Genomic DNA, 22544 nt, shown 5'->3' on the forward strand with positions numbered 1-22544 from the left:
TTCGGGTTGCGTTCCCCGACGCCGAGATCATCATACTTTTTTTCTACTCACCATTCTGAACACGAGGAGAACCCCATGTCTGGAACCATTCACGTCAGCCGCAGCGACAAGGAGACCGTCATCGGAGTCAAAGGTCGCTTCAACTTCGAGATGCACTCCCAGTTCCGCGCCGCCTATCAAAGCGACTCCGGAGAGGACAACCAGGGCAGACGGTTCGTGATCGATCTGGCCGGCACCGAATACATCGACTCGTCGGCGCTGGGCATGCTGTTGCTGCTGCGGGAAGAGGCCGGAGCCAACGAATCGGACATCGAGATCATCAACACCCGTCCGGAAATCCGCAAGATTCTGGAAACCGCCAATTTCCAACGCCTGTTCAAAATCGCCTGACCGAAAATACCGCCCCCTTTTTTGAATGCGAAAGTTTGAATGCGAAAGACGGCATGAAGATCCTGATCGTCGATGACGACCCAATCAACCGGACGATTTTGCAACGGTTGCTGGGCAAGGAAGGACACGAGGTCATCACGGCCAACAATGGTCGCGACGGCGTGGAGGCGTTTGCGCTCCATCATCCGGATCTGGTGCTGATGGACATCCGCATGCCAGGGATGAACGGTTACGAAGCGGCGCGGGAAATCAAAACCCTGCACGCTTCCCATTTCACGCCGATCATCTTTCTGACCGCGGTGACCGATGAAGAGGGGCTGGTGCAATGCATCGACTCCGGCGGTGACGACTTTCTGACCAAACCGTTCAACCGCACCATCCTGCAAGCCAAGATCGGTGCCATGGAACGGATCCGCCAATTGCACGCCCGTTTGCGGTTGCAAAAGGAGGAACTGGAACTCCATCAGGAACGGGTCCATCAGGAACTCGAAGTGGGCAAGCATATTTTTGCCCACATCGTGCGGGCGGGCAATCTGCTGGACGCCCCGTGCCTGAACCACTGGACCTCGCCGATGACCCTGTTCAACGGCGATCTCCTGGTGGCCAGTTACAATCCCGCCGGTGGTCTGCACATCATGCTGGGGGATTTCACCGGTCATGGTCTATCGGCGGCGGTGGCGGCCATGCCGGTGGCGGATATTTTCTATGACATGACGGCCCAGGGATTTTCCATCGGCGACATGGCCGAGGCAATGAACGTCAAGCTGTTGTCGATCATGCCCCGACGGATGTTCTGCGCCGCCTGCCTGATCGAGGTGGACCATCGACAACAAAGTCTCGTGATCTGGAACGGTGGACTGCCGGATGTACTGATCGTGGATGGATCGGGGCGTCTGGTGCAACGCATCCCCTCGACCCACATGCCCCTGGGGGTGGCTCCCATGACCCGGGAGGACCGCAAGGTGGAAATCCTGGAAATCCGTCCGGATTACCGGGTGTTTCTGCACTCCGACGGCGTGACCGAAGCCACGGCCACCAACGATACCATGTACGGTTCGGAACGCCTGGAGAGCCATTTCGACGGCACCCATGGTCCCGAAACCCTGTTTCACGCCATTCTCGACGATCTGGAACAATTCCGCGGCACCGCCCAGCAGACCGATGACATCAGCCTGTTGGAAATCGTCTGCGACCGGGCCGGAGAGGAACCCCGGGGCATCGAGGAGAAACGTCAACGCACCGCCATTCCCCCGACCCCCTGGGAGGCCTCGTTCACCTTCAGCGCCCACACCCTGAAAAGCGTGGATCCCCTGCCGACGGTCATCAACACGGTGATGAATCTCCAGGCTCCGAGCGGGCATCGGGAACGGTTGTATACCATTCTGGCGGAGCTGTTCTCCAATGCCCTGGATCACGGCCTGCTGAAACTGGACACCCGCACCAAAAAAACCCCCGAAGGATTCATCCAGTACTACACCCAGCGGGAGGAACGTCTGGCCCGGCTGGAGGAGGGAACCATCCGGCTGGAACTCTCCCACCGGCCCCGACCGCCGGAACAGACCGGCACCGAACCCAGAGGCGGCGAAATTCACATTCTCATGGAGGACACGGGCTGCGGATTTGAACTGGATCAGGTTCACTCCCAACTGCAAGGCAATGTCGGCCATGGTGGACGGGGCATCGCGCTGGTGAAATCCCTGTGCCACTCGTTGGAATATCAGGGGCGCGGCAACCGCGCCAAGGCGGTTTACCGATGGACGCTATAGATCTGACGGGACCGATGCAAGCGATGGGAGCGATGCATGGCTGAATTCATCAATGCCATGGTGGTGGATGATACCATCACCTATCGCATGATCATGAAAAAAGTCGCGGAGAGCATTCCCGGCATCCGCGTCACCAACACCTCTTCCAACGGCAAGCTGGCACTGGACAAAATCGTCGCGCAATTCGCCTCCAACGACCCGGAAAGACCCCATGTGGTGCTTCTGGACGTGGAGATGCCGGTCATGGATGGCCTGACCACCCTCAAAGAGCTGCGCAAACGGTTTCCCAGGCTGACGGTGGTGATGGTGAGTTCCACCTCCCGATCCAACGCCAACATCATTGTCGAATGCCTCAACGCCGGCGCCATCGACTTCATCACCAAGCCTCTGGAAAACAATGTGGAGCGGGCCAAGGCCGCCTTGCGTCACAGCCTGGAACCGATCCTGTCGCTGCTGTTGCAAAACACCGACAACGATCAACCACCCGCCTCCGCCCCGACCCCGTCCGCTGCGGCCCCGGGTCCGGCCTCGGGTCCGGCCTCGGCGGCGACCTTTCCGGCACCCGGAGCGGCTTCCCGGCCTCCCCTGTCGCCTCCGATCCGACCACCGGTGCTGCCCCGTCCGACGGAACGCTTGGTCACCCCCCCCACACCCGCGGTCTCCTTCGCCCCCCGCTCCGCCGTCTCCTTGAAAAGTCCCAACCTGCCGGACCTGCTGCTGATCGGCTCTTCCACGGGGGGTCCGGCGGCATTGACGACCATCTTCTCCATTCTCAAGGAAAAATTGCCCATCCCCACCCTGATCGTTCAGCATATGCCTCCGGTTTTCACCACATCCCTGGCCGCGCAATTGAGCCGTGCGTCGGGTCTGACGGTGAAAGAGGCCAGGGACGAGCAACCTCTGACACCCGGAAGTGTCACTATTGCCATGGGAGGACGACATATGACCTTGCAAAATCGCGAAGGAAGCTTCAAACTGATTCTCAACGACGGACCCAAGGTCAACGAATGTCGTCCGGCGATCGATGTGTTATTTATGTCTGTGGCCGCTTCCTTCACGGGAAGCGTTTTGAGCATTATCCTCACCGGCATGGGACGGGACGGGACCAACGGTGTGGACGCACTGAAACGCGGAGGCAAAACGTGGTGTATCACTCAAGACAAGCAATCCTGCGTGGTGTACGGCATGCCCCGTTCCGTTGAAGAAAAAGGCCTTTCCGACGAAGCCCTGTCTCTGGATGCCATCGGTCCCAGGATCATTCAACTCTGCAACCCATCAGTGGCCCGCTGACCATGGCCATCACTCAAGAAGAATTCGACGCCATCCGTCATTTCATCAACGAGCACAGCGGTATTCAGATCAATCCCGGCAAGGAGTATCTGATCGAAAACCGTCTGACCGTCCTGCTGGTGCAGAACGGCTGCGAGAACTTTCTCCAGTTGCACGCCAAATTGAAAGCCGACACCGGCCCGTTGCGGACCAAGGTGATCGACGCCATGACCACCAACGAAACCTTGTGGTTCCGCGACGACTCCTTCGCTTCGGCCCTGTCCGATCATGTAGTCCCGGCCCTGGTCAAAAAAGCCCGTACCGCGCCCCAGGTCCGCATCTGGTCGGCGGCCTGTTCCACGGGTCAGGAGCCTTATTCCATCTCCATGCTGATCAACGAAGAGTTGAGCAAGGTGGATGCGCCCCCTCCGATCAGCAAGTTTTCCATTCTGGCCACGGATCTCTCTCCCTCGGCCATCGTGCTGGCTTCTTCGGGGCGCTACAGCCAATTGGCCATCTCCCGGGGCATGCGTCCGGAGTTCCTGGAACGCTACTTCAAAAAGAATGGCATGGTCTACGAAGTGGCCCCGGAAGTGCGCAATCTGGTCAAGTTCCAACAGTTCAATCTCATGAGTCCCTTCAAGGAACATGGAATCTTCGACTTTGTGCTCTGCCGCAATGTGTTGATCTACTTCTCGGATGAGTTGAAGCGTCAAATCTATGGCAAGATTCATGACAGTCTTCAAAAAGACGGACTCCTGGCGATCGGTGCGTCGGAATCACCCAGGGGGTATACGAACGGGTTTCAACAAGTCATGATGGGCAGCGCCGCACTGTACCGCCCAACCTGAAGACATGCAAGTGAGTCGCAACCTGGAAACACGTTTTGAAAAAGTGAAACCTCATGAAACTACTCACCATTGACGACTCCAGAACCATTCGTCGCGTCATCAGCGGCATCGGAGCCATGGTCGGCTTCGAGGTGCTCGAAGCGGAAAACGGCGACATGGGCATCAAAGTCCTGGAAAAACATGGCGAAGAGGTCGCCCTGATCCTTCTGGACTGGAACATGCCCGGCATGAATGGTCTTGAAGTGCTGAAACTGCTCAAGGCCGATCCACGCTGGGCGCACATTCCGGTGATGATGGTCACGACCGAAGGCGAAAAAGACTACATCATCAAGGCGATTCAGGCCGGTGCCATCCACTATCAGACCAAACCCTTCACACAAGAAGAGATGGCGGCCCGTATCATGGAAGCCTTGGGCATGGGCGGTCTTTAAGCGTCGGTTGTCAATCCAGCATCCCCACCCTTCACGGAGCGTCCCATGAGCGGATCCGATACTGCCGAACTGATGCACAAACTCTTGAACGGCCTGCGCCTAGCGGTCACGGAAATGATGACCTCCATGGCCATGTCCGAAGTGGTCTTCGCCGGCCAGGAGAGCGCGGATTCCTTCACCCTCACCAACGAAGTGGTGGGACTGGTACGGTTGGACGGACAATTGCATGGCATGGTGGGTGTGTCATGCAGCCAGACACTCTTGCGTGAGATTGTTTCCCGCATCGTGGGGCTCACACCCGATGATCTCACCATGGAAGATCTGCTCGACGGCGCCGCGGAACTGGCCAACATGGTGTGTGGCGGCATGAAAACCAAAGCCCAGATCGGCAGTGTCAATCTCTCCCCCCCGGTCGCCATCGTCGGCCAGGAGTACACGGCCCAATGGAAAACCAATCACCCGACCACAGTCTTCACCTTTCAAATGGATGAAGGCGTGCTCATGGTCCATGCCAGCCTGTAGAATCACCTGGGCCAGAAAAAACTTGAACCTTTGGCACTTTTCTGCGAAGGTATTGATTTTGACTTGATCGTATATCGTTTCAACCAGACCGACGGATTGCAGAGAGGGAATATGCGCGTATTGATCGTTGACGACTCCAGCGTCATGCGGAAAATTGTGGCTCGTGGCCTACGTCAGGCCGGTTTCAAAATCACGGACATCCTGGAAGCCGGCGATGGCCAGCAAGGCATGGACCTGCTCAAAACCGACACCAACTTCAAGCTGATCCTCTCGGACTGGAACATGCCGATCATGGATGGCCTGAATTTCGTCAAATCGGTCCGCAGCGGTCCTCCCGCCATCAAGAACATCCCCATTGTCATGGTTACCACCGAAGGTGGCGAAGCCAAAGTGGGTGCCGCCATGGAAGCCGGTGCCAACGGTCACATCAAAAAACCGTTCACCCCGGAAACCCTCCAGGTCGAACTGGAACGGTTCCTGAAATAACACGCCCACCCCGCTTCACACATGAGGTCGGCAGAAACACCATTGTTCGCAACCCGTTTCCCGGGTGCAGGCAATGGTGTTTCTGCCTTCTTTTCCGCCGACTCGTTCCATCCCGCCTCGGTTTCATCACCCTGTCCGTTAGTGCCAATTTTTTGAATGGTATAAAATTTGCTTTAAATCCCTCGCCAGATCCTTGGATCACACCCATGTGGATATATGAGCGAGCGTTAAGCGATGGAAACACCCCAAGATATCGTAAAAAGGGCACGTCCCTTTTTCCTGAACTATGTCACCAAACTGGGTAACGACCTCAACACCCTGACCGCTGCGCCTGTGGTCTGCTCGCTCCAGGAGATCGAGTTGAACAGAGGTCGCGACGATCTGGAGTTGTTGTTCGAGTCGGATCGCAGCGTCGCCTATGTCACCGAAGATGGCATGAACTCGGGCGATATCCACCTGATTTTTGACATTGCCACCTCCATTGCCCTGACCGGCCTCATGATGATGATGGGGGCTTCGGTCATTCAAAGCCAGGTCAAGAACAGAGAGTACAACGAAGAGATCCAGGAGGGTTTTCAGGAAGTCTCCAACCAGGTGGTGGGTGCCCTCAACGACCTGGTGGAAAAAAAGCTCAGCGAAGGGGGCCATCTGTTTCTGGTCAGCACCACCCATGTCACCTATGGGGACTTCCCCACCACCTTCAAGGAGAACACCACCTATCTGGCGGTGAAGGTTCAGATTCAGGTTTCCGACTTTCCGCCGCAAGACGCCTATTGGGTGTTGTCCCGAGGGTTTGCCGAAACCTTGTTGAAGGTCAAGATTCCCGGATCGGACGCCGAAATCGCCGCAGACACCCAACGTGGAAAAGGGGGAGGAGAAGCTGCCGCCAAGTCGGCGCCCGCAGCCGTGGAACCCCCACCGCCTCCACCACCACCTCCGCCGCCTCCACCGCCGCCTCCGCCGCCCCCACCGCCGCCTCCACCGCCGCCTCCACCCCCACCGCCGCCTCCGGCCAAGTCTTCCGGTGCCGCCAAGGCTCAGGGTGGCAAAGGCCAGACCGGCAGCGCGCAGGGCAAGGGCGGCGCGTCGGCGGGAGCTGCCAAGGGGTTGGCGGGGGGAGGTGGTGATGACGAAGGGGAAATCGCCTTCCTGGATCCTTATGATCCCGGGGCGGGTCCGGGACGGGAAGTGATCGACAGTTCCATGGAAGAGGCGGGGAGCATGACCCGGGGAGGACTGGGGCCAAGCGGAAAATCCGGGGGCAAGGCCTCCATCGCCCAGGGCCAGATTTTCAGCCCCATCCCGACGATTCAATACGTCAAGGATTCCCTGCCCACTCCCAACGACGCAGGCAGTGTGGCGACGGTCATCACCGAGTATCCTTTCACCTTGAAGGAAGACGAACGGGTGATCGTGGCCATCAACGCCATGCGTCAGGACGGCTACCGGTACATGGGGATCGAGCGTGGAGGAAAATTGATTCGGGTGGTCAGTCAGAGCGATCTGCGACAGATCATGGGACCGTTTTTCGGCACCAAGGCCATGAACGCCCGGGACAAGGCGTTATGCAATCTGCCCATCGGCAAGATCAACGCCACCCAGAAGGTGATTTCCGTCACCTTGTCCAGTTCCATCGGGCAGGCGGCGGATTTGATGATGGAAAACCGTCTGCACGCCCTGGCCGTGGTGAGCAACCAGGGGGTGTTGCGGGGGTTTGTCACCCTGCACGGGCTGTTGGATTTCTATCGACGCAAGAAGCAGATCTGATCCATCGCATGTGTCACGATTGAAAGAAAAGAAGGGGTCTGGGGAATGAATTCCCAGACCCCTTCTTTTCTTTCAATCGTTGACGAAGAATCAGGACCGGAAGGGTTGCTTGTCCGCGTAGGGATTCTCCTTGCCGCCACGGAAGTCAATCCGCAATGGCACCCCCTGAAACCCAAACTTCTCCCGCAACTGATTTTCCAGATAACGTCGATAACTCTCTTCCACCTCTTCGGGACGACTGACGAAAAAAACCACCAAAGGTGGCGCCACCCGCACCTGCGACGCAAAACGAAAACGCACCGGACGACCACTGCGCCGGGGATGGGGATTGGCCTCCTCCACCTCCGCCAGCCAACGGTTCAACACCCCGGTGGAAACCCGCTGCTGACCCGCCTCCCACACACGCCGCACCACCGGCAACAACCGATCCACCCCGTGCCCGGTCCGACCGGAAAGAAACACCACCGGCGCATGCGAAAAACGCGGAAAAGCCAAACCCAACTCCCGCCGAAAAGCACTCTCCGCCTCCCGTCCCCGAGGCACCGCATCCCACTTGTTGACCGCGAACACCAGACCACATCCGGCATCCAAAGCATGCCCGGCCACCCGCTGATCCTGTTCGGTGATGCCCCGCACCGCATCCAACACCAAAACCGCCGTCTTGGCCCGATCCATGGCGTTCAAAGCCGCAATGGCCGCGTATTTCTCGATGCGCAACGCAATCCGCGCCTTGCGCCGCAAACCCGCCGTATCCACCAACACATAACGATTGCCCTGGGCATCGGTCAACGGCGCATCCACGGAATCCCGGGTGGTGCCGGGCTGATCCGAAGTCACCAACCGCTCTTCCCCCAACAACCGATTGACCAGCGTACTCTTGCCCGCGTTCGGACACCCGACAATGGCCACCCGTACCACCCCATCATCACGCCATTTGTCCGTCGGACCACTGGCTTGCGGCACCGCCGCTTCTGCCGCCGCGGATTCTTCCTCTGCTTCGGGATCCAACTCCGGCTCAGGCTCCACGACAGGCAACGGACAACGGGAATGGGCCACCCGCAACAGGTCATCCACCCCCACCCCGTGGGTCGCCGAAACGGCCACCACAGTCTGCATCCCCAACCGGTAAAACTCCGCAAGCCCCCCCGCGCCCACATTGCCCTCGGACTTGTTGACCACACACACCACCGGCTTGCCGCAACGCCGCAACCGCTTGGCCAACTCCAGATCATCCGCCAAAGGACCGGTCCGGGCATCCAAGACAAAAAAGATCAGATCCGCCTCCTCGACCGCCAACTCCGCCTGCTCCCGCATCCGCGCCAGCAACGGCTCCCGGTCGTCGGACTCAAATCCGCCCGTATCCACCACCCGAAACGCACGCCCATTCCACGTCACCATCCCGTACTTGCGATCCCGGGTCAAACCAGGCGTATCGTCCACCAACGCATCGCGGGACCGGGTCAACCGGTTGAACAGCGAAGACTTGCCCACATTGGGCCGTCCCACCAAAGCCAGCAACGGTCCGACTCCCGTGATCACATCCGCCCCGGCCCGCCACACCCGTCCCCGCCCACGCCCGCGCTTATTCATAACGCAACAGATCGCCCTCGTTGGTCCACAGATAGATGCCATCCTCCGTCACCACGGGCAATGACAAAACCGGCCCAGAAAGCTTGTCCCGACCCATCACCCGACCGCTCAACGGATCGATGGCAAACAGATGCCTCTGATCATCCGCCACCAAAAGCCGTTCCTTGTACAGGATCGGAGTGGTCAACAAGCCATCGCTCAACCGCACACGCCACAACTCCACCCCATCATCCGCGCTCATGGCCGCCAGATTGCCATCCATGTCCACGACAAACAGACGCCCCGAAGACCACAACGGCTGACGTACCGCCGAAAGCCGTTTTTCCCAGATCCGGTTGCCGTTGGAGGCCAGACTGGCCATGACCCGTCCCTGATGATTCACCACAAAAGCCCGACGCGGCGACATCAACTGGGGTCCGCGCTCCTCGGACAACACCACCGAAGCGTCCACATCCTGCATCAGATCCAACTCGCTGCTGCCCCCGAGTACCCGCAGATTGTCCGACCAGACCCGCTTGCCATCCGCCAGTCGCAAGGCGAACACCTCGCCGGAAGAGTAACCGATGAACGCCAAACCATCCGCCGCCGCAGGAGTCGAGGCCCCCATGACCACCAACGCCTCGGACGGAGTGCTGTGCATCCAGACCCGCTGCCCGGTTTGGGCCTCCAGAGCGTGGGTACGGTTGTCCAGGGTTTGGAAGATGACCTTGCCCTCCACGGCCAAAGGTGCCGAATCCACGGCTGTGGTCAATTTGGTCCGCCACATCTCCGCACCGGTTTCGATGGACAAGGCGACCATGGATCCCTGTTCGGTGCCGGCGTAGACCCGTGATTCATCCATGTCCACCCCGCCCATGACCGCGGAACCCAGGGAGACCTTCCAGATCACCTCACCGCTCTTGCGGTCCACTCGGGCCACATGGCCCTGGAATGTCCCGACAAAAATCGACTCCCGACCCACAGCCACCCGACCCGGTTGCACAAAATGTTTGTCGGGGGAGCCTGCCAACGACCGGCTCCAGACCAGTCGCATACCCGTTTCGCTGCCCGGATCCGGGGACTGGAATCGGGCACTCTCCTTTTCGCTGCCCTTGCCCCCCAGCCAGGTGGGAGTGGCGCATCCGGAGAGCATGCCCATCATCACGGCCACCGCCAGCACCGATGCCAGACCTCGCCTTTTCATCCTCTTTTCTCCCCGAATGCCCATGGACTTACCCCCCCATCCGTTGAATCCGCCGCTCCAACCGCTTGCGCAAGCCACCCTCGGGCTTCAAGGAAAGCGCATCCTTGTACAGAGCCAACGCCCCCTTGTCATCCCCACTCCCGGAGGTCAACACCCCGGCGAACTCCAAAGCCTGAGGCTTGTAAACCGACTCCCGGGAAATGCCCTCCAACCGCTGCAACGCCAGTTTGGGATCATCGGCCAGCACATACGCGATCTGAAGAGTGGCCAGATCCTTCAAAGGCGTCCCCGCCGAGGCGGATACCTCCTCCAGCAACCGCACCGCCGCATCCCGTTTGCCCTCTTCGGCCAGGGCGCGGGCCTCGGCAAGCCGGGCCATCAGGGCGTAACCGTGTTGACCATAGGTGGCGGCCACCTCGTTCAACGCCTTGCGACCCGCCGCATCGTCATCGCTCCGCACATCCATGGCCCCCAGATAATGGTCCGCCACTTCGATGTCACGTTTTTTCATGTACTCGGTCCAACCCACATAGGCAAACAAGCCCATAAACAGCACCACCAGTCCGCCGATGATCCAGTGTCGGTTTCTCTGCCACATCCTGGCGACATTTTCCGCCTCCAGTTGTTCGTCCACCTCCTCGAAAATACCTTCCAGTTCCACCCGAGACACGATCGTTCCCCTTTTTCGATTAAGATTTCACGTTGACCGACTGACCCGCACGCCCCAACCCAGCACCCACGGCCTCGATCAACCGCTCCACAGGCAGCGTCTGCTGCTCCCCGGTCTCCATCCACTTGATGGCCACCTGCTCCTCCTGAGCCTCCTGTTGACCGACGATCACCGCCACCGGCGCCAAAGAACGTCCCGCGTGTTTCATCTGGCTTTTCATGCCGCCGCCGCTCAGGTGCATCTCCACCGACAGTCCGGCTTCCCGCATGGTTTCGGCGAGTCGCAGGCCATAGGCCTCCACCGCGCCGTCACCCGCCACCACCAGATAGACATCCGGTCTGGCGACGGCGACCCGGGCCTCATCCATCAGCATCAACAACCGCTCCATGCCCATGGCAAACCCCACCGCCGGCGTGGCCACTCCCCCCATTTCGGCCACCAGACCGTCATAACGCCCGCCAGCGGCCACCGCGTTTTGCGATCCCAACCCCTCGGCCACCGCCTCGAAGGCGGTACGGTGATAATAGTCCAACCCCCGCACCATCAGGGGATTGAACCGGTAAGGCAATCCCAGACGATCCAGATGGCCCACCAGTCCTTGAAAATGGGCCTCGCACCCGCCACACAGATGGTCCCGCATCCGGGGCAGATCCTGCAACAAGGTGGCATCCTCCTCCTTGCAGTCCAGCACCCGCAACGGATTGCGCACCAGACGACGCTGACAGTTGCCGCACAGCCGCTCCCGCAAGGACTCCAGATGGGCGGTCAACCGCTCCCGGTACGGCCCCCGACAGACCGGACACCCCAAGGAGTTGATCTCCAGGGTGACCGCCCCCTGAATGCCGATCTCCCGCAACAGCCGCAGCACCAGGGCCATCATCTCCGCATCGGCCAACGGCCCCTCGGGACCGAACAGCTCACAGCCGATCTGATGAAACTGCCGATAGCGCCCCTTCTGGGGCCGCTCGTAACGAAACATCGGCCCCAGATAATAGACCCGCCAGGGCAAGGTGCGGTGACGGCTGTTCTCGATGAACGAGCGCACCGCCGAAGCGGTGCCCTCGGGACGCAGACACAAGGCGTCCCCGCCCCGGTCCTCGAAGACATACATCTCCTTTTCCACGATGTCGCTGGTCTCCCCCACGGCGCGGGAGAACAGTTCCACCCGCTCGAACAACGGGGTGCGCAGTTCCCGATAGCCGTACTGGGCAAAAATCCGGCGCGCGCGCTCCTCCAGGAAAATCCATCGTCCGCTCTCTTCCGGCGGGATGTCCCGCACGCCTCGCACCGTCTGAATCATCGCTCCTCCAAACCATCCGACACCGATTGATTCCGCATACCCGCGACCAAAGCCTCCACCTCGGCCACCATCCGATCCAGCACCGCTCCGTCCGCCACCTTGCCCACCGGCTTGCCGGCCAGATACAGCAGATTCTCTCCGGATCCACCCACGATTCCCACCTGACTCTCCTTGGCCTCCCCCGGACCATTCACCACACAGCCGATCACCGATACCGTGACCGTTTCCCGGATGTGGGCCAGACGGGCTTCCAACTGCGCGGTCAGTTCGATCACCGGGAACTCCTGCCGGGAACAGGTGGGACAGGCGATGATGGTCACCCCCCGATTGCGCAACCCCAGGGATTTCAGAATCTCGAAACCAACCCGCACCTCGTGGACCGGATCCGCCGACAACGACACCCGCAACGTGTCGCCGATGCCATCGGCCAACAGCAGACCCAATCCCACCGCGGATTTGACCGTTCCGGGAATCAATCCTCCCGCCTCGGTGATCCCCAGATGCAACGGATAATCGACCTGAGAAGCCAGCATCCGGTAGGCGGCCACCGTCATGGCGGCGTTGCTGGCCTTCAGGCTCACCTTGATCTCCCGGTAGTCCAGATCCTCCAGGATGCGGATGTGATGCAACGCCGACTCCACCATGGCCTCGGCGCAAGGCTCCCCGTAACGGGTCAACAGTTCCCGCTCCAAAGAGCCGGCGTTCACCCCGATGCGAATCGGCACCCGACGCTCCGCGGCAGCCCGGGCCACCTCCGCCACCCGCCCCCGGGAACCGATGTTGCCCGGATTCAAACGCAGTCCATGCACCCCCTTTTCCAGGGCGATCAGAGCCAAACGGTGATCGAAATGGATATCGGCGATCAGCGGCACCGGCGAACGCCGACACAGCGGCCCCATGGCACAAGCCGCCTCCTCGTCGGGACACGACACCCGGGCAATATCCACACCCGCGTCCGCCAAGGCGACGATCTGGGCCAACGTGGCCTCCACATCCCGGGTATCGGTGTTGGTCATCGACTGCACCGCAATCGGCGCATCTCCACCCACAGCCACCCGGCCCACCTGGATCCGACGGGTCACGCGCCGGGGCGCGGTCAGGGAAGGAGCGCGACTCATCGTCCGCCCGTCCGCTTGCGCAACGTCTCGGCACTGAGTTGCAATCCCTCGACCATCTCACCCGCCTTTCCTGTCATCGGAACCTCCTGATTGCCCACCCGCACCCGCACCGATGCCGCATTACCCAAGGTCGCGGAATACCCCCCTCCCTCGGGTACGCGGAACACATAACCCGGCTGCAACACCATATCCTTCACCACCGTGCCGTTGCTGTCGTAAATCTGCACCCAGACCAACTCTTTGGCCTGCAACGACACCGCGTTCGGAGACTCGGGAGCCAGATCCGCCTCCCCGTTCACCGGCTCGGGATAACGCTCCTTGATCCCCTTGGGAAGTTTCTTCTTGTTGGTCGCCGGGCTGTTGGTCGCCGGACCCGCCGCGGCTGCCGGAGGCGCAGTGGCCGCAGGGGGAGGTTTGGGTGGCTCCACCGCCGCCGGAGGTGGGGCGCTGGGCTTCTCGGCCGCGCCTCGGACCGGAACAAACGCCGCAGGAGGCCGTTTTTCCTCCACGGGATCCGCTTCCGCTGGCGGCTCCACCGGCATGGTACCCACCTCGGGGGGAGGCGGCGACTCGTCACGGCTGGCAAAACGACTCATCACCGCATCCAGCCAGGAACCCGACGATCCCCCCGCATCCTCGGCGGACGGATCCTCCGGTTCCGGCTCGGGCGCGGCTTTCACCGCAGTCTGGGCCACGGGAGCCGGTTCGGTTTTCTGCGGTGTCTTCGGCGTCTCCCCGGGTTTGACCTGGGATTTGGCCGGAGATTTGGGATCGGGTTTGACCTCGGGCTTGGGATCGGGTTTGACTTCCGGCTTGAGGGCAGGCTTGGCCTCGGGTTTGACCTCGGGCTTGGGATCGGGTTTGACTTCCGGCTTGAGGGCAGGCTTGGCCTCGGGTTTGACTTCGGGTTTGACTTCGGGTTTGACTTCGGGTTTGACCTCAGGTTTGACCTCAGGTTTGACTTCGGGCTTGGAAGCGGGTTTGGTCTCCGGTTTGGGCTCGGGTTTGGGCTCGGGTTTGGCTTCAGGCTTGGGCTCCAGTCTGGCCTCCGACTTGAGAGCGGGCTTGGCCTCGGGTTTGGCCTCGGGCTTAGCTTCAGGTTTGGCCTCGGGCTTGGTGGTCGGCCTGGGATCGGGACGCGCTTCGGGACGGGGATCTCCGGGTTTGGGCTTGCCCGCTCCCGAAGCCATCATGGCGAGCCGCTCGGGCGATGAATCGGTGGCAGGCCACGAGGAGGGATCCTCCGGCCCCAACGCCTTGACCACCGCCGCTGCCGGTGCCGCGGATTCCTTGGGTCGGGCGGGCAGATCTCCGCCATCCTCGCGTCCGGCGGGGCGGGTCGGCAACGCCTCTCCCACCCGCAAAGGCGCGGCGTTGGGGGGCGCCGGAGGACCGGAAAACTCCGGAACCTCATGCAGATGGCGTTCGTAATAAACATAAAGCCCCCCCAGGGCCAACAGACCCGCCACCGCCAAAGCCAAAGCAGGCCGATGACGGGAAGTGGGGGGCGCGGCGGCCAGATTGTCCGCCTGCAAAACCTGTCTGCCGTTATCCAGATCGGCGATGCAGGTCTCGATCAACTCCATGTCTTCAAAGCCCAGATTGCGGGCGTACAGACGCAGGAATCCGGCCACGAACACCTGTCCCCGCAAGGTGTCGATCCGCCCCTCCTCCAGAGCCTGCAGATGGGTCACCCGGATCCGGGTTCGCCTGGCCATCTCATCCAGATCCCACCCCTGATCCTCCCGGGCGTCACGCAACAGCGCGCCCACCCGCGCCAAAGCGGGATGCACCACCCTGACCGGCTCGGGACCGGACTCCTCTTCCGCCTGATCCGGTTCGTTGCTTGGGGATTTCATCATGGATTTCGTTCCAGAATCGTCAGTTTCTCCGTTGCGCGCCGTCCCGCCCGACCCGAAGGATCCAGGGCGCGAATCTTGCGCAACCACTCCACGGTCTCCATGGCCCTGCCCTCCTGCTCCAAAGAGCCGACCATCCGTTCCATGGCCATCCGGTGTGCCGGCGCCTCCTCCAGCACCCGCAGCAGACGTTTTTGTTCCAGATCCAGCCGTCCCATGGCCCGATGATGTTCGGCCAACTCCAACAAAGCCGGCACATATCCGGGCTTCACCCTCAACCCCTGCTCCAGCGCGTTCTCCATGGCGCGGGGAGACCCCTGACGCTTGTAAAGCAACGCCAGATTGAAATGCACCTCCTCGGGAGTGGGAAACTGAAGATCCGACAACGCCATCTGAAAACTCTCGCGGGCCTCGTCCAACCGGTCGAGCCGCATCAAGGCCACCCCGAGATTGTTATGAATCCGTCCATCGCCGGGTCGGATCCGTCGGGCAGCCTCCAGGGCCTCCAGGGCCTGCACCGGACGACCCGATTGATCATACGCCATTCCCAGCAACAAAAGCACGTCCGCGTCATCCGGACGCAACTCCCGCGCCCGTCGCAACGCCGGCAATGCCATCTCCGGCACCCCCCGTTCCAGGTAAGCCCGCCCCTTTTTCAAAGCGATGGGAAACGACTCCCCCTCCCCGGTTCCGGGCTGGGGTCCACCCCCGCATCCGGCCACCAGCCACACGCCGCACAGCAGCGCAGCCGATACAGTACGCAACCTCATGAGACCCGGAATCCATTGGTGATGGGATAACGCCGATCCTTGCCGAAAGCGCGACGGGTCACCCGCACACCGGGGGCGGCCTGGCGCCGTTTGTACTCGTTGCCATCCACCAGACGCATCACCCGGATGGCCGTCTCCGGATCGATGCCACGGGCCACGATCTCCTCCAGTCCCTGCTCCTGTTCCACGTACAGTTCCAAAATCCGGTCCAAAACCGGATAAGGCGGCAAGGAGTCCTCGTCTTTTTGATCCGGGCGCAACTCCGCCGAAGGGGCCCGCTCCAGCACCCGCTCCGGAATGGGGGATAACGCCCCTTTGGCCTCGGCCCAACGGTTGCGCCACCGGCTGAGGGCGTAAACCCGCTCCTTGAGCAGATCCTTGAGCACCGAATACCCCCCGGCCATGTCGCCATACAAGGTGGCATATCCCACGCTCACCTCGCTTTTGTTGCCCGTGGTCACCACCATGCCCCCCTTCTTGTTGGCCAAAGCCATCAGCAGGGTGCCGCGAATGCGGGACTGGAGATTCTCTTCGGTGGTGTCTTCCGCCAGTCCGGCGAACACCGGGGCCAACTGCCGCCGAAAGGCATCGAACATCGGCCCGATGGCCACGGTTTCCAACCCGATTCCCAACCGTTGGGCAATCGTGGTGGCATCCTCCAGACTGGCCTGCGAGGTATAATCGGAGGGCATCATCAAGGCGTGGACCCGTTCGGCCCCCAGCGCATCGACACCAATCGCCGCCGTCAAGGCCGAATCGATCCCCCCGGACAACCCCAGCACCACGGAGCGGAATCCATTCTTGGCCACATAATCCCCAAGCCCCAACGTCAAGGCCCGATAGATCTCCGCGTTCTCCTCCAACTCCTCTGTCACCACCCCCGGCTCAAACCATACCCTCCCCCCCGGCTCCCGGCATACGGTCAACAGCGTCAGCTCCTCCTGGAAACCGGACGCCCGCACCGCCACCTCCCCGGAACGGTTCATGGCAAAGGATCCGCCATCGAAGACCAGCTCATCCTGTCCCCCCACCATGTTCACATACACCACCGGCAGACCGCTTTCCACGATCCGATGCCAAGCGACCTGCTCCCGTTCCCGCTGCTTGCGGATGTGGTAGGGCGACGCGTTGATATTGATCAAAAAGGAGGCTTCGGTTTGAGCCAGACTGGCCACCGGATCCCCCGAACGCCACAGATCCTCGCAGATGGTGACGCCAAACGGCAAACCGCCAAAAGAAAAAGCCCGCACCGTGCGATACGGCTCGAAATAACGTTGCTCGTCGAAAACCCCGAAGTTGGGCAACCACCGCTTGCCCGCGAAACCTTCCTCCCGTCCCCCCGAGACGTAGACCCCGGCGTTGATCAATCCATGGGCACCCTGCCGGATCGACCCGTACACCCCGTCGATGGCCAGTTCCCCCAACGCCCGGTGCCACCGCCGTTCCACCTCCCGCAAACGGTCGAGAAACAAAGGCTTGTGCAACAAATCCTCGGGAGGATAGCCGGTCAGGGCCAGTTCCGGAAACACCACCAGACGCGCCCCGGCCTCGGCGGCGCGGCGCGCATGACGGATCATGATGTCCAGATTTTTTTCCAAGGCTCCCACATGGGGATTGATCTGGGCCAAGGCTATCAGGGATCGCATGGTTGGGCTTTCCAGGCTGGTGAATGTCGTTTGATGCAACAAACCGCCACCAGTTTAATGGATCACGACGGTTTTTCCAAAGATCGAAATCGACCGGATCCATCATCGACGCCGGGGCGCGATGATCCTGGTCCCGCCAAAAGAATCAGTTTAACACGAATCCGGCACAGCTCAAGCGGGTGGATTGCCATTCACCAAAGCGAGCAACGCCGCTTCATCCAGAATCTCCACCCCCAGCTCCCGGGCCTGGGCCAGCTTGGAGCCGGGAGCCTCCCCCGCGATCAAATAACGGGTCCGTTTGGACAGACTCCCGGAAACCTTGGCCCCCAACCCTTCCAGGCGGGCCTTGGCCTCCTGCCGGCTCCAGGTGGCGAGGGTGCCGGTCAGCACCACCGTGGCCCCGGAAAGCGGATGTCCCTGTGCCCGATCCGCCACCACCGCACGACTCCAGGCGGTATCCGGTTCCGCCAGCAGGCGCTCCACCAACGCCTTGTTGCCAGACTCGCGAAAAAAATGCCACACCCGGCCCGCCGCCACCGGTCCCACGTCGGCGGCTCCTTGCAGCTCCGTCTCGCTGGCCGCCATGATCGCCTCGATCCCTCCGAAATGACGGGCCAGACTGGCCGCCGTGGCCTCTCCCACCTCCCGCACCCCCAAGGCGAACAAAAACCGGGACAAATCCCGCCCCCGGCTCGCCTCGATGGCCGCCAACAGATTGTCCGCCGATTTCTCCCCCATGCGCTCCAAAGAGGCGAGACGCTCCCGCATGGTGTGCAGACGGTACAAATCCGCCACATTCACGATCAACCCCTGGGTCAGGAGCAGATCCACCAGTTTTTCCCCCAGTCCGTCGATGTTCATGGCGCGACGCGAGGCGAAATGACGCACCACCTCCTTCAACTGGGCCGGACAGGAAAACCCCTCCACACAACGCACCACCACCTCCCCTTCGGATCGGGCCACCTCCCCGCCGCACACCGGACAACGGCTGGGCCAGGGAACCGGCACCGCCTCTTCCGGACGGCGCGCCAACACCACCTCCACCACCTCCGGAATCACATCTCCGGCCCGGCGCACCCGCACCGTATCCCCCACCCGGACATCCTTGCGGGCCAACTCCTCGAAATTGTGCAGCGTGGCGTTGGTCACGGTCACGCCCCCCACCCCCACCGGTTCCAGACGCGCCACGGGCGTCAAGGCACCGGTACGGCCCACCTGCACGTCGATGGCCTCCACCACGGTCAACGCTTCACGGGAGGGAAACTTGCACGCCGACGCCCAACGGGGCGCCCGGGCCACAAAACCGAGCCGCTCCCGCCAAGCCAGATCGTTCACCTTGAAAACCATGCCGTCGATCTCGTAGGCCAGTTGATCGCGCCTGGACTCCAGATGGCGGTAATACTCCCGACACCCCTCCACCCCCCGCACCACCTGGGCATCGGGACAGGTGGGCAGACCCCACGACCGGAAACGGGCCATCAGTTGATCGTGACAGGCGGGCCAGTCCTCCCCCCCGTCCACCACCTCGCCCATTCCATGACAGTACAGTTTCAGCGGACGTTTGGCGGTGATGCGGGGATCCAACTGGCGCAAGCTGCCGGCGGCGGCATTGCGGGGATTGGCGAACACTTTCTCTCCCCGCTCCAAGGCGGCGGCGTTGAACCCGGCAAACGCCTCCAGGGTCATGAACACCTCGCCGCGCACCTCCAGACTGCGGGGATGTCCGCTGCCCCGCAGACGCAACGGCAACGAGGCGATGGTGCGGGCCTGGGCGGTCACATCCTCTCCTTCCCGTCCATCCCCCCGCGTCGCCACCCACATCAACGCCCCATCCCGGTACAACAGGCTCACCGCCACCCCGTCGATCTTGGGTTCGGCGGCATAGTCGATGACGGTTGCATTCAGCCCTTCGCTCACCCGGCGGTGAAACTCCCCCACATCCGCATCCATGACAATGGACAACATGGGCACCCGATGAAAAACCTTGGCCAATCCCTCCACCGGCGCTCCCCCCACCCGCTGGGTGGGAGAGTCCGGAGTGATCCACTCCGGATGGTCTCTTTCCAGGGCTTCGAGTTCCCGGAACAAGGCATCATACGCCTCGTCCGTGATGATGGGGGCGTCCAAAACGTGGTAGCGGTGATTGTGTTCGGCGAGGATCGCCCGCAATTCAGCCAGACGGGCGGCGGAATCCGGGCAGGCAACCGGATCCGGGTGAACGGCGGGATCCGGGGCGGCAATCGGGTCGGAGCGGCGTGAAGTCATGGCGCACGGGTGTTGGGTGCCTCGTCAGCCGTCGGAGGCACAGGTATTGGTGATCAGTTCGGGGCGGGCCGGACCATGCCAGACCAGATCGCTGCAATAGACCCGCACCACCCCGTCATTGCGTCGCAACGCGATCGACAGGGTAACACAAGTGTGGGCATCGGGTAGAGAGAAATAGGGCCCCGTCACCTGCACCTTTCCGAAATAACGCATGGCCCGCCGGAAATAATCCCGTCGCGACCAGTCCGCCCCCCTGGCATCCCCCAACGGAGAAAAAAAGTCATCCAACGTGGTCTCCAAAGAGGCCTTATTGATGTTGCGCCCCACCTGGATGCCATTTTCGTCCAACTCGAACCAGCGCAACACACCGGGATTGCGCAGATAGTCCACAAACATGAACGCCTTGTAGTTCTGAGACCCCCTGCTCTTGAGATCAAAGTTGCTCAACACCTCCCGGAACCGGTTCACATACCCGCTGATCTCCCGGGTTTGACGCTCCCCCTCCTCGGTCTCCTGATGCAACAAAGCGCAGGAAACCTTTTCGATCTTTTCCGAAATCGCCGCCGTATCCGACAAAAACGGCGACGGTCGGGCAAAATAGAACCCCTGCACAAAATCCACATCCGCATTCAAGGCGATCCGGGCATGATCTTCGGTTTCGATGCCTTCCAGCAACACCAGTTTTCCTGCCTGATGCAGCATGGTGGTGATACTCGCCAAAAACGGCAACGCCCGGGGATTGATGGCCGCCTGCACCACCAGGGAACGATCCAGTTTGACGATATCCGCATCCAGATTCCACACCCGGTCGAAATTGGATTGACCCGCTCCGAAATCATCCACGGCAATCAGGCATCCCAACCCGCGATAAAAATCCACCGCGTCCAGGATCATCTGTTCGTCGTTGATGCGATGCTCCAGAATCTCCACCACCACCCGGTCCGGCGCCAGATCATACAGCCGGAACAACTCCCGGGTGAAATTGAAATGGTCCGAATTGCCGGTGCTGATCACCTGGGGATTGAAATTGAGAAACAACCATCCCATCTGTTTGGGAGACTGGGCGACAAAATTGCGCATGTGCAGACTGCGGGTCAACCGGTCCACGGTGAGCAACTCCAGGGGGTGATGCTCTTCGCTGAAGACGCTCAACGGCGGAACCGAGGCACCCTGGGCATCCTTCACCCGCAACAAGGCTTCATGTCCCACCACCCGCCGATGGGCCAGACTGTAGATGGGTTGAAAGGCACTGCTCAACACCTGGTCCTGATAGCGGACACAATGGGGATCGGTCGGGGTGTGCATGGGATCATTGAGGGAGACGGGTGGGTGGTTCAACATAGCGCAATCGTCCATGATGTGCCTTATCGGCTCATATAAATAGTTGATATCATCCGCATCATCGGTCTTCAACCCTCTTCAGCAGGATCCGCACCATTCCCGCCTCCACCAAAAAACAATATAAAATTTTGTTTAAATTATATAAAATAAACACATCACCAAAAATGATTCATAAAAGCATATCAAATAAAATAAAAAGACAAAAGAACATCAACAATCGTTTGTTATCTGTGTGTTATTTATACAGACCCCGACTCAACCTGCCCATTTCACGATCATACCGAAACGATTGCCGACTGACGTTCCACCCAACGATGGATCCGATTGACAATCCGCTTGCACTCGGAATCGGACAACGCCGCATACAGAGGCAGAGCCAGGGCATGCTCCAAGAACCGTTGCAGTCCCGGCAGCGCCTGTCGGGACTCCGCAGCCGGACGAAACCACACCGGCGAACCACAGCCGATGCCGGCCCGTTGCAGAAAATCCGACAGACCGGCGCGGTTTGCCTCCTCTCCCATCATCAGGAAAAACACCGCCCACTCCCGGCCTCCCGGGGGATCCATCGGCAAACTTCCCCTGCCCGCCATCCGCAACAAGGCGCGATAACGCCCGACCAACTCCCGACGCCGCGCCAAGCGCCCGGGAAGAGACTCCAGTAAGGCGCACCCCAGGGCGCAGGCGGCAGCACTCGGGGGATGGCGTCGCCTGTGGGCCAAAGCGGTCACCAGTTCCCCATCCGTGGACAGCAGCACACACCCCGCCCCCACCGGCAACATTCCGGAACCGGACAGATCCACCAGTTGCACCGCCCCCCGACCCACCCCCGGCAATGGCCGCACCACCGAAGAAATCTCCTCCACCACCCATCTCCCCGCCTCCCCGGCAGGCAGGGTCACAGGAGACCCAAACGCATGCCGGATCACCTCTCCCCGCACCACGCCTCCCGCCACAGGTACAAACGGCGCCCCCATGGCCCGACCGCTGCCCGGATCCACATCCCGCACCGCCTCATGCCACCAGCACCCCCGCACCGCCTCCCGCCAGGCCGGATCCAACAACGGATCCACCACCAGCACATCACCGGCCCGCCAGCCAAGCGACTCCCCCAGCAGACGCAACGCCTCGCCATGATCGGCGAAAGCCACGGCGCGCCGCTGCCACAAGGATTCCCATATCCCTTCCCAGCGTCGCAACGCCTCGACATCCCGGAAGGGGGCGCGGGCAAGCTGATCCAGAAAAACACGGGCGTCGTCGCAGGAGAGATCCGGACGGGAAAGAAGAATCGGCGTGGGCAAAAAGGTCAAAAGCCTGGGGGAA

General features: G+C 61.1%; 19 protein-coding genes. 8 read left to right on the forward strand and 11 right to left on the reverse strand.

Going from position 1 to position 22544, the window contains the following annotated elements:
- Positions 1-75 precede the first annotated feature (75 nt).
- The 8 genes from HQL98_03825 to HQL98_03860 all read left to right on the forward strand — a co-directional run bounded on the left by HQL98_03825 (position 76) and on the right by HQL98_03860 (position 7482).
- Entirely contained in the window at positions 76-390 is a 315-nt protein-coding gene (locus HQL98_03825; protein MBF0271194.1) for an STAS domain-containing protein, read from the forward strand.
- A 53-nt stretch (positions 391-443) separates the two neighbouring features.
- Positions 444-2156 carry a SpoIIE family protein phosphatase gene (locus HQL98_03830; GenBank protein ID MBF0271195.1) on the forward strand — a complete coding sequence of 571 codons (1713 nt, stop codon included), beginning with the start codon at positions 444-446 and terminating at the stop codon, positions 2154-2156.
- Between the two features lie 36 nt (positions 2157-2192).
- A complete protein-coding gene (gene cheB / locus HQL98_03835) occupies positions 2193-3446 on the forward strand; it encodes a chemotaxis-specific protein-glutamate methyltransferase CheB (protein MBF0271196.1) in 1254 nt (417 codons plus the stop codon).
- A 2-nt stretch (positions 3447-3448) separates the two neighbouring features.
- Complete coding sequence (locus HQL98_03840) at positions 3449-4276, forward strand: protein-glutamate O-methyltransferase CheR (protein ID MBF0271197.1); 828 nt, start codon at positions 3449-3451, stop codon at positions 4274-4276.
- A gap of 53 nt (positions 4277-4329) precedes the next feature.
- Positions 4330-4707 carry a response regulator gene (locus tag HQL98_03845; GenBank protein MBF0271198.1) on the forward strand — a complete coding sequence of 126 codons (378 nt, stop codon included), beginning with the start codon at positions 4330-4332 and terminating at the stop codon, positions 4705-4707.
- A 45-nt stretch (positions 4708-4752) separates the two neighbouring features.
- Positions 4753-5229 carry a chemotaxis protein CheX gene (locus HQL98_03850; protein MBF0271199.1) on the forward strand — a complete coding sequence of 159 codons (477 nt, stop codon included), beginning with the start codon at positions 4753-4755 and terminating at the stop codon, positions 5227-5229.
- Positions 5230-5340: 111 nt separating this feature from the next.
- Positions 5341-5715 carry a response regulator gene (locus HQL98_03855; protein MBF0271200.1) on the forward strand — a complete coding sequence of 125 codons (375 nt, stop codon included), beginning with the start codon at positions 5341-5343 and terminating at the stop codon, positions 5713-5715.
- A 234-nt stretch (positions 5716-5949) separates the two neighbouring features.
- Entirely contained in the window at positions 5950-7482 is a 1533-nt protein-coding gene (locus tag HQL98_03860) for a CBS domain-containing protein (protein MBF0271201.1), read from the forward strand.
- Between the two features lie 90 nt (positions 7483-7572).
- On the opposite strand, the gene der is transcribed toward HQL98_03860, so the two are convergent.
- From der to HQL98_03915, 11 genes are all read right to left on the reverse strand, one after another.
- The gene (der, locus tag HQL98_03865) at positions 7573-9072 is read right to left on the reverse strand and encodes a ribosome biogenesis GTPase Der (protein MBF0271202.1); all 1500 of its coding nucleotides are present in this window, start codon (positions 9070-9072) and stop codon (positions 7573-7575) included.
- On the reverse strand, positions 9065-10255 hold the full coding sequence (gene bamB, locus HQL98_03870; protein MBF0271203.1) for an outer membrane protein assembly factor BamB: 1191 nt from the start codon (positions 10253-10255) through the stop codon (positions 9065-9067). The genes der and bamB overlap by 8 nt, the downstream gene beginning before the upstream one ends.
- A gap of 28 nt (positions 10256-10283) precedes the next feature.
- Entirely contained in the window at positions 10284-10925 is a 642-nt protein-coding gene (locus tag HQL98_03875) for a tetratricopeptide repeat protein (protein MBF0271204.1), read from the reverse strand.
- Positions 10926-10944: 19 nt separating this feature from the next.
- Positions 10945-12225 (reverse strand): histidine--tRNA ligase, encoded by a 1281-nt coding sequence (locus tag HQL98_03880; protein ID MBF0271205.1) that lies wholly within the window; start codon positions 12223-12225, stop codon positions 10945-10947.
- Positions 12222-13343 (reverse strand): flavodoxin-dependent (E)-4-hydroxy-3-methylbut-2-enyl-diphosphate synthase, encoded by a 1122-nt coding sequence (gene ispG, locus HQL98_03885; GenBank protein MBF0271206.1) that lies wholly within the window; start codon positions 13341-13343, stop codon positions 12222-12224. Before ispG ends, HQL98_03880 begins: the two co-directional genes overlap by 4 nt.
- Positions 13340-15205, reverse strand: coding sequence for a DUF4115 domain-containing protein (locus tag HQL98_03890; GenBank protein MBF0271207.1), 1866 nt, complete (start codon positions 15203-15205; stop codon positions 13340-13342). The genes ispG and HQL98_03890 overlap by 4 nt, the downstream gene beginning before the upstream one ends.
- Positions 15202-15972, reverse strand: a complete 771-nt coding sequence (locus HQL98_03895) for a tetratricopeptide repeat protein (protein ID MBF0271208.1) — start codon at positions 15970-15972, stop codon at positions 15202-15204. Before HQL98_03895 ends, HQL98_03890 begins: the two co-directional genes overlap by 4 nt.
- Entirely contained in the window at positions 15969-17618 is a 1650-nt protein-coding gene (locus HQL98_03900) for an NAD+ synthase (GenBank protein ID MBF0271209.1), read from the reverse strand. Before HQL98_03900 ends, HQL98_03895 begins: the two co-directional genes overlap by 4 nt.
- A 171-nt stretch (positions 17619-17789) precedes the next feature.
- On the reverse strand, positions 17790-19883 hold the full coding sequence (ligA, locus tag HQL98_03905) for an NAD-dependent DNA ligase LigA (protein MBF0271210.1): 2094 nt from the start codon (positions 19881-19883) through the stop codon (positions 17790-17792).
- A 24-nt stretch (positions 19884-19907) separates the two neighbouring features.
- Positions 19908-21224, reverse strand: coding sequence for an EAL domain-containing protein (locus HQL98_03910; GenBank protein MBF0271211.1), 1317 nt, complete (start codon positions 21222-21224; stop codon positions 19908-19910).
- A gap of 275 nt (positions 21225-21499) precedes the next feature.
- Complete coding sequence (locus HQL98_03915) at positions 21500-22522, reverse strand: DegT/DnrJ/EryC1/StrS family aminotransferase (protein ID MBF0271212.1); 1023 nt, start codon at positions 22520-22522, stop codon at positions 21500-21502.
- Positions 22523-22544: the final 22 nt, after the last annotated feature.

The organism is Magnetococcales bacterium (assembly GCA_015231755.1).
GTDB lineage: Bacteria > Pseudomonadota > Magnetococcia > Magnetococcales > Magnetaquicoccaceae > Magnetaquiglobus.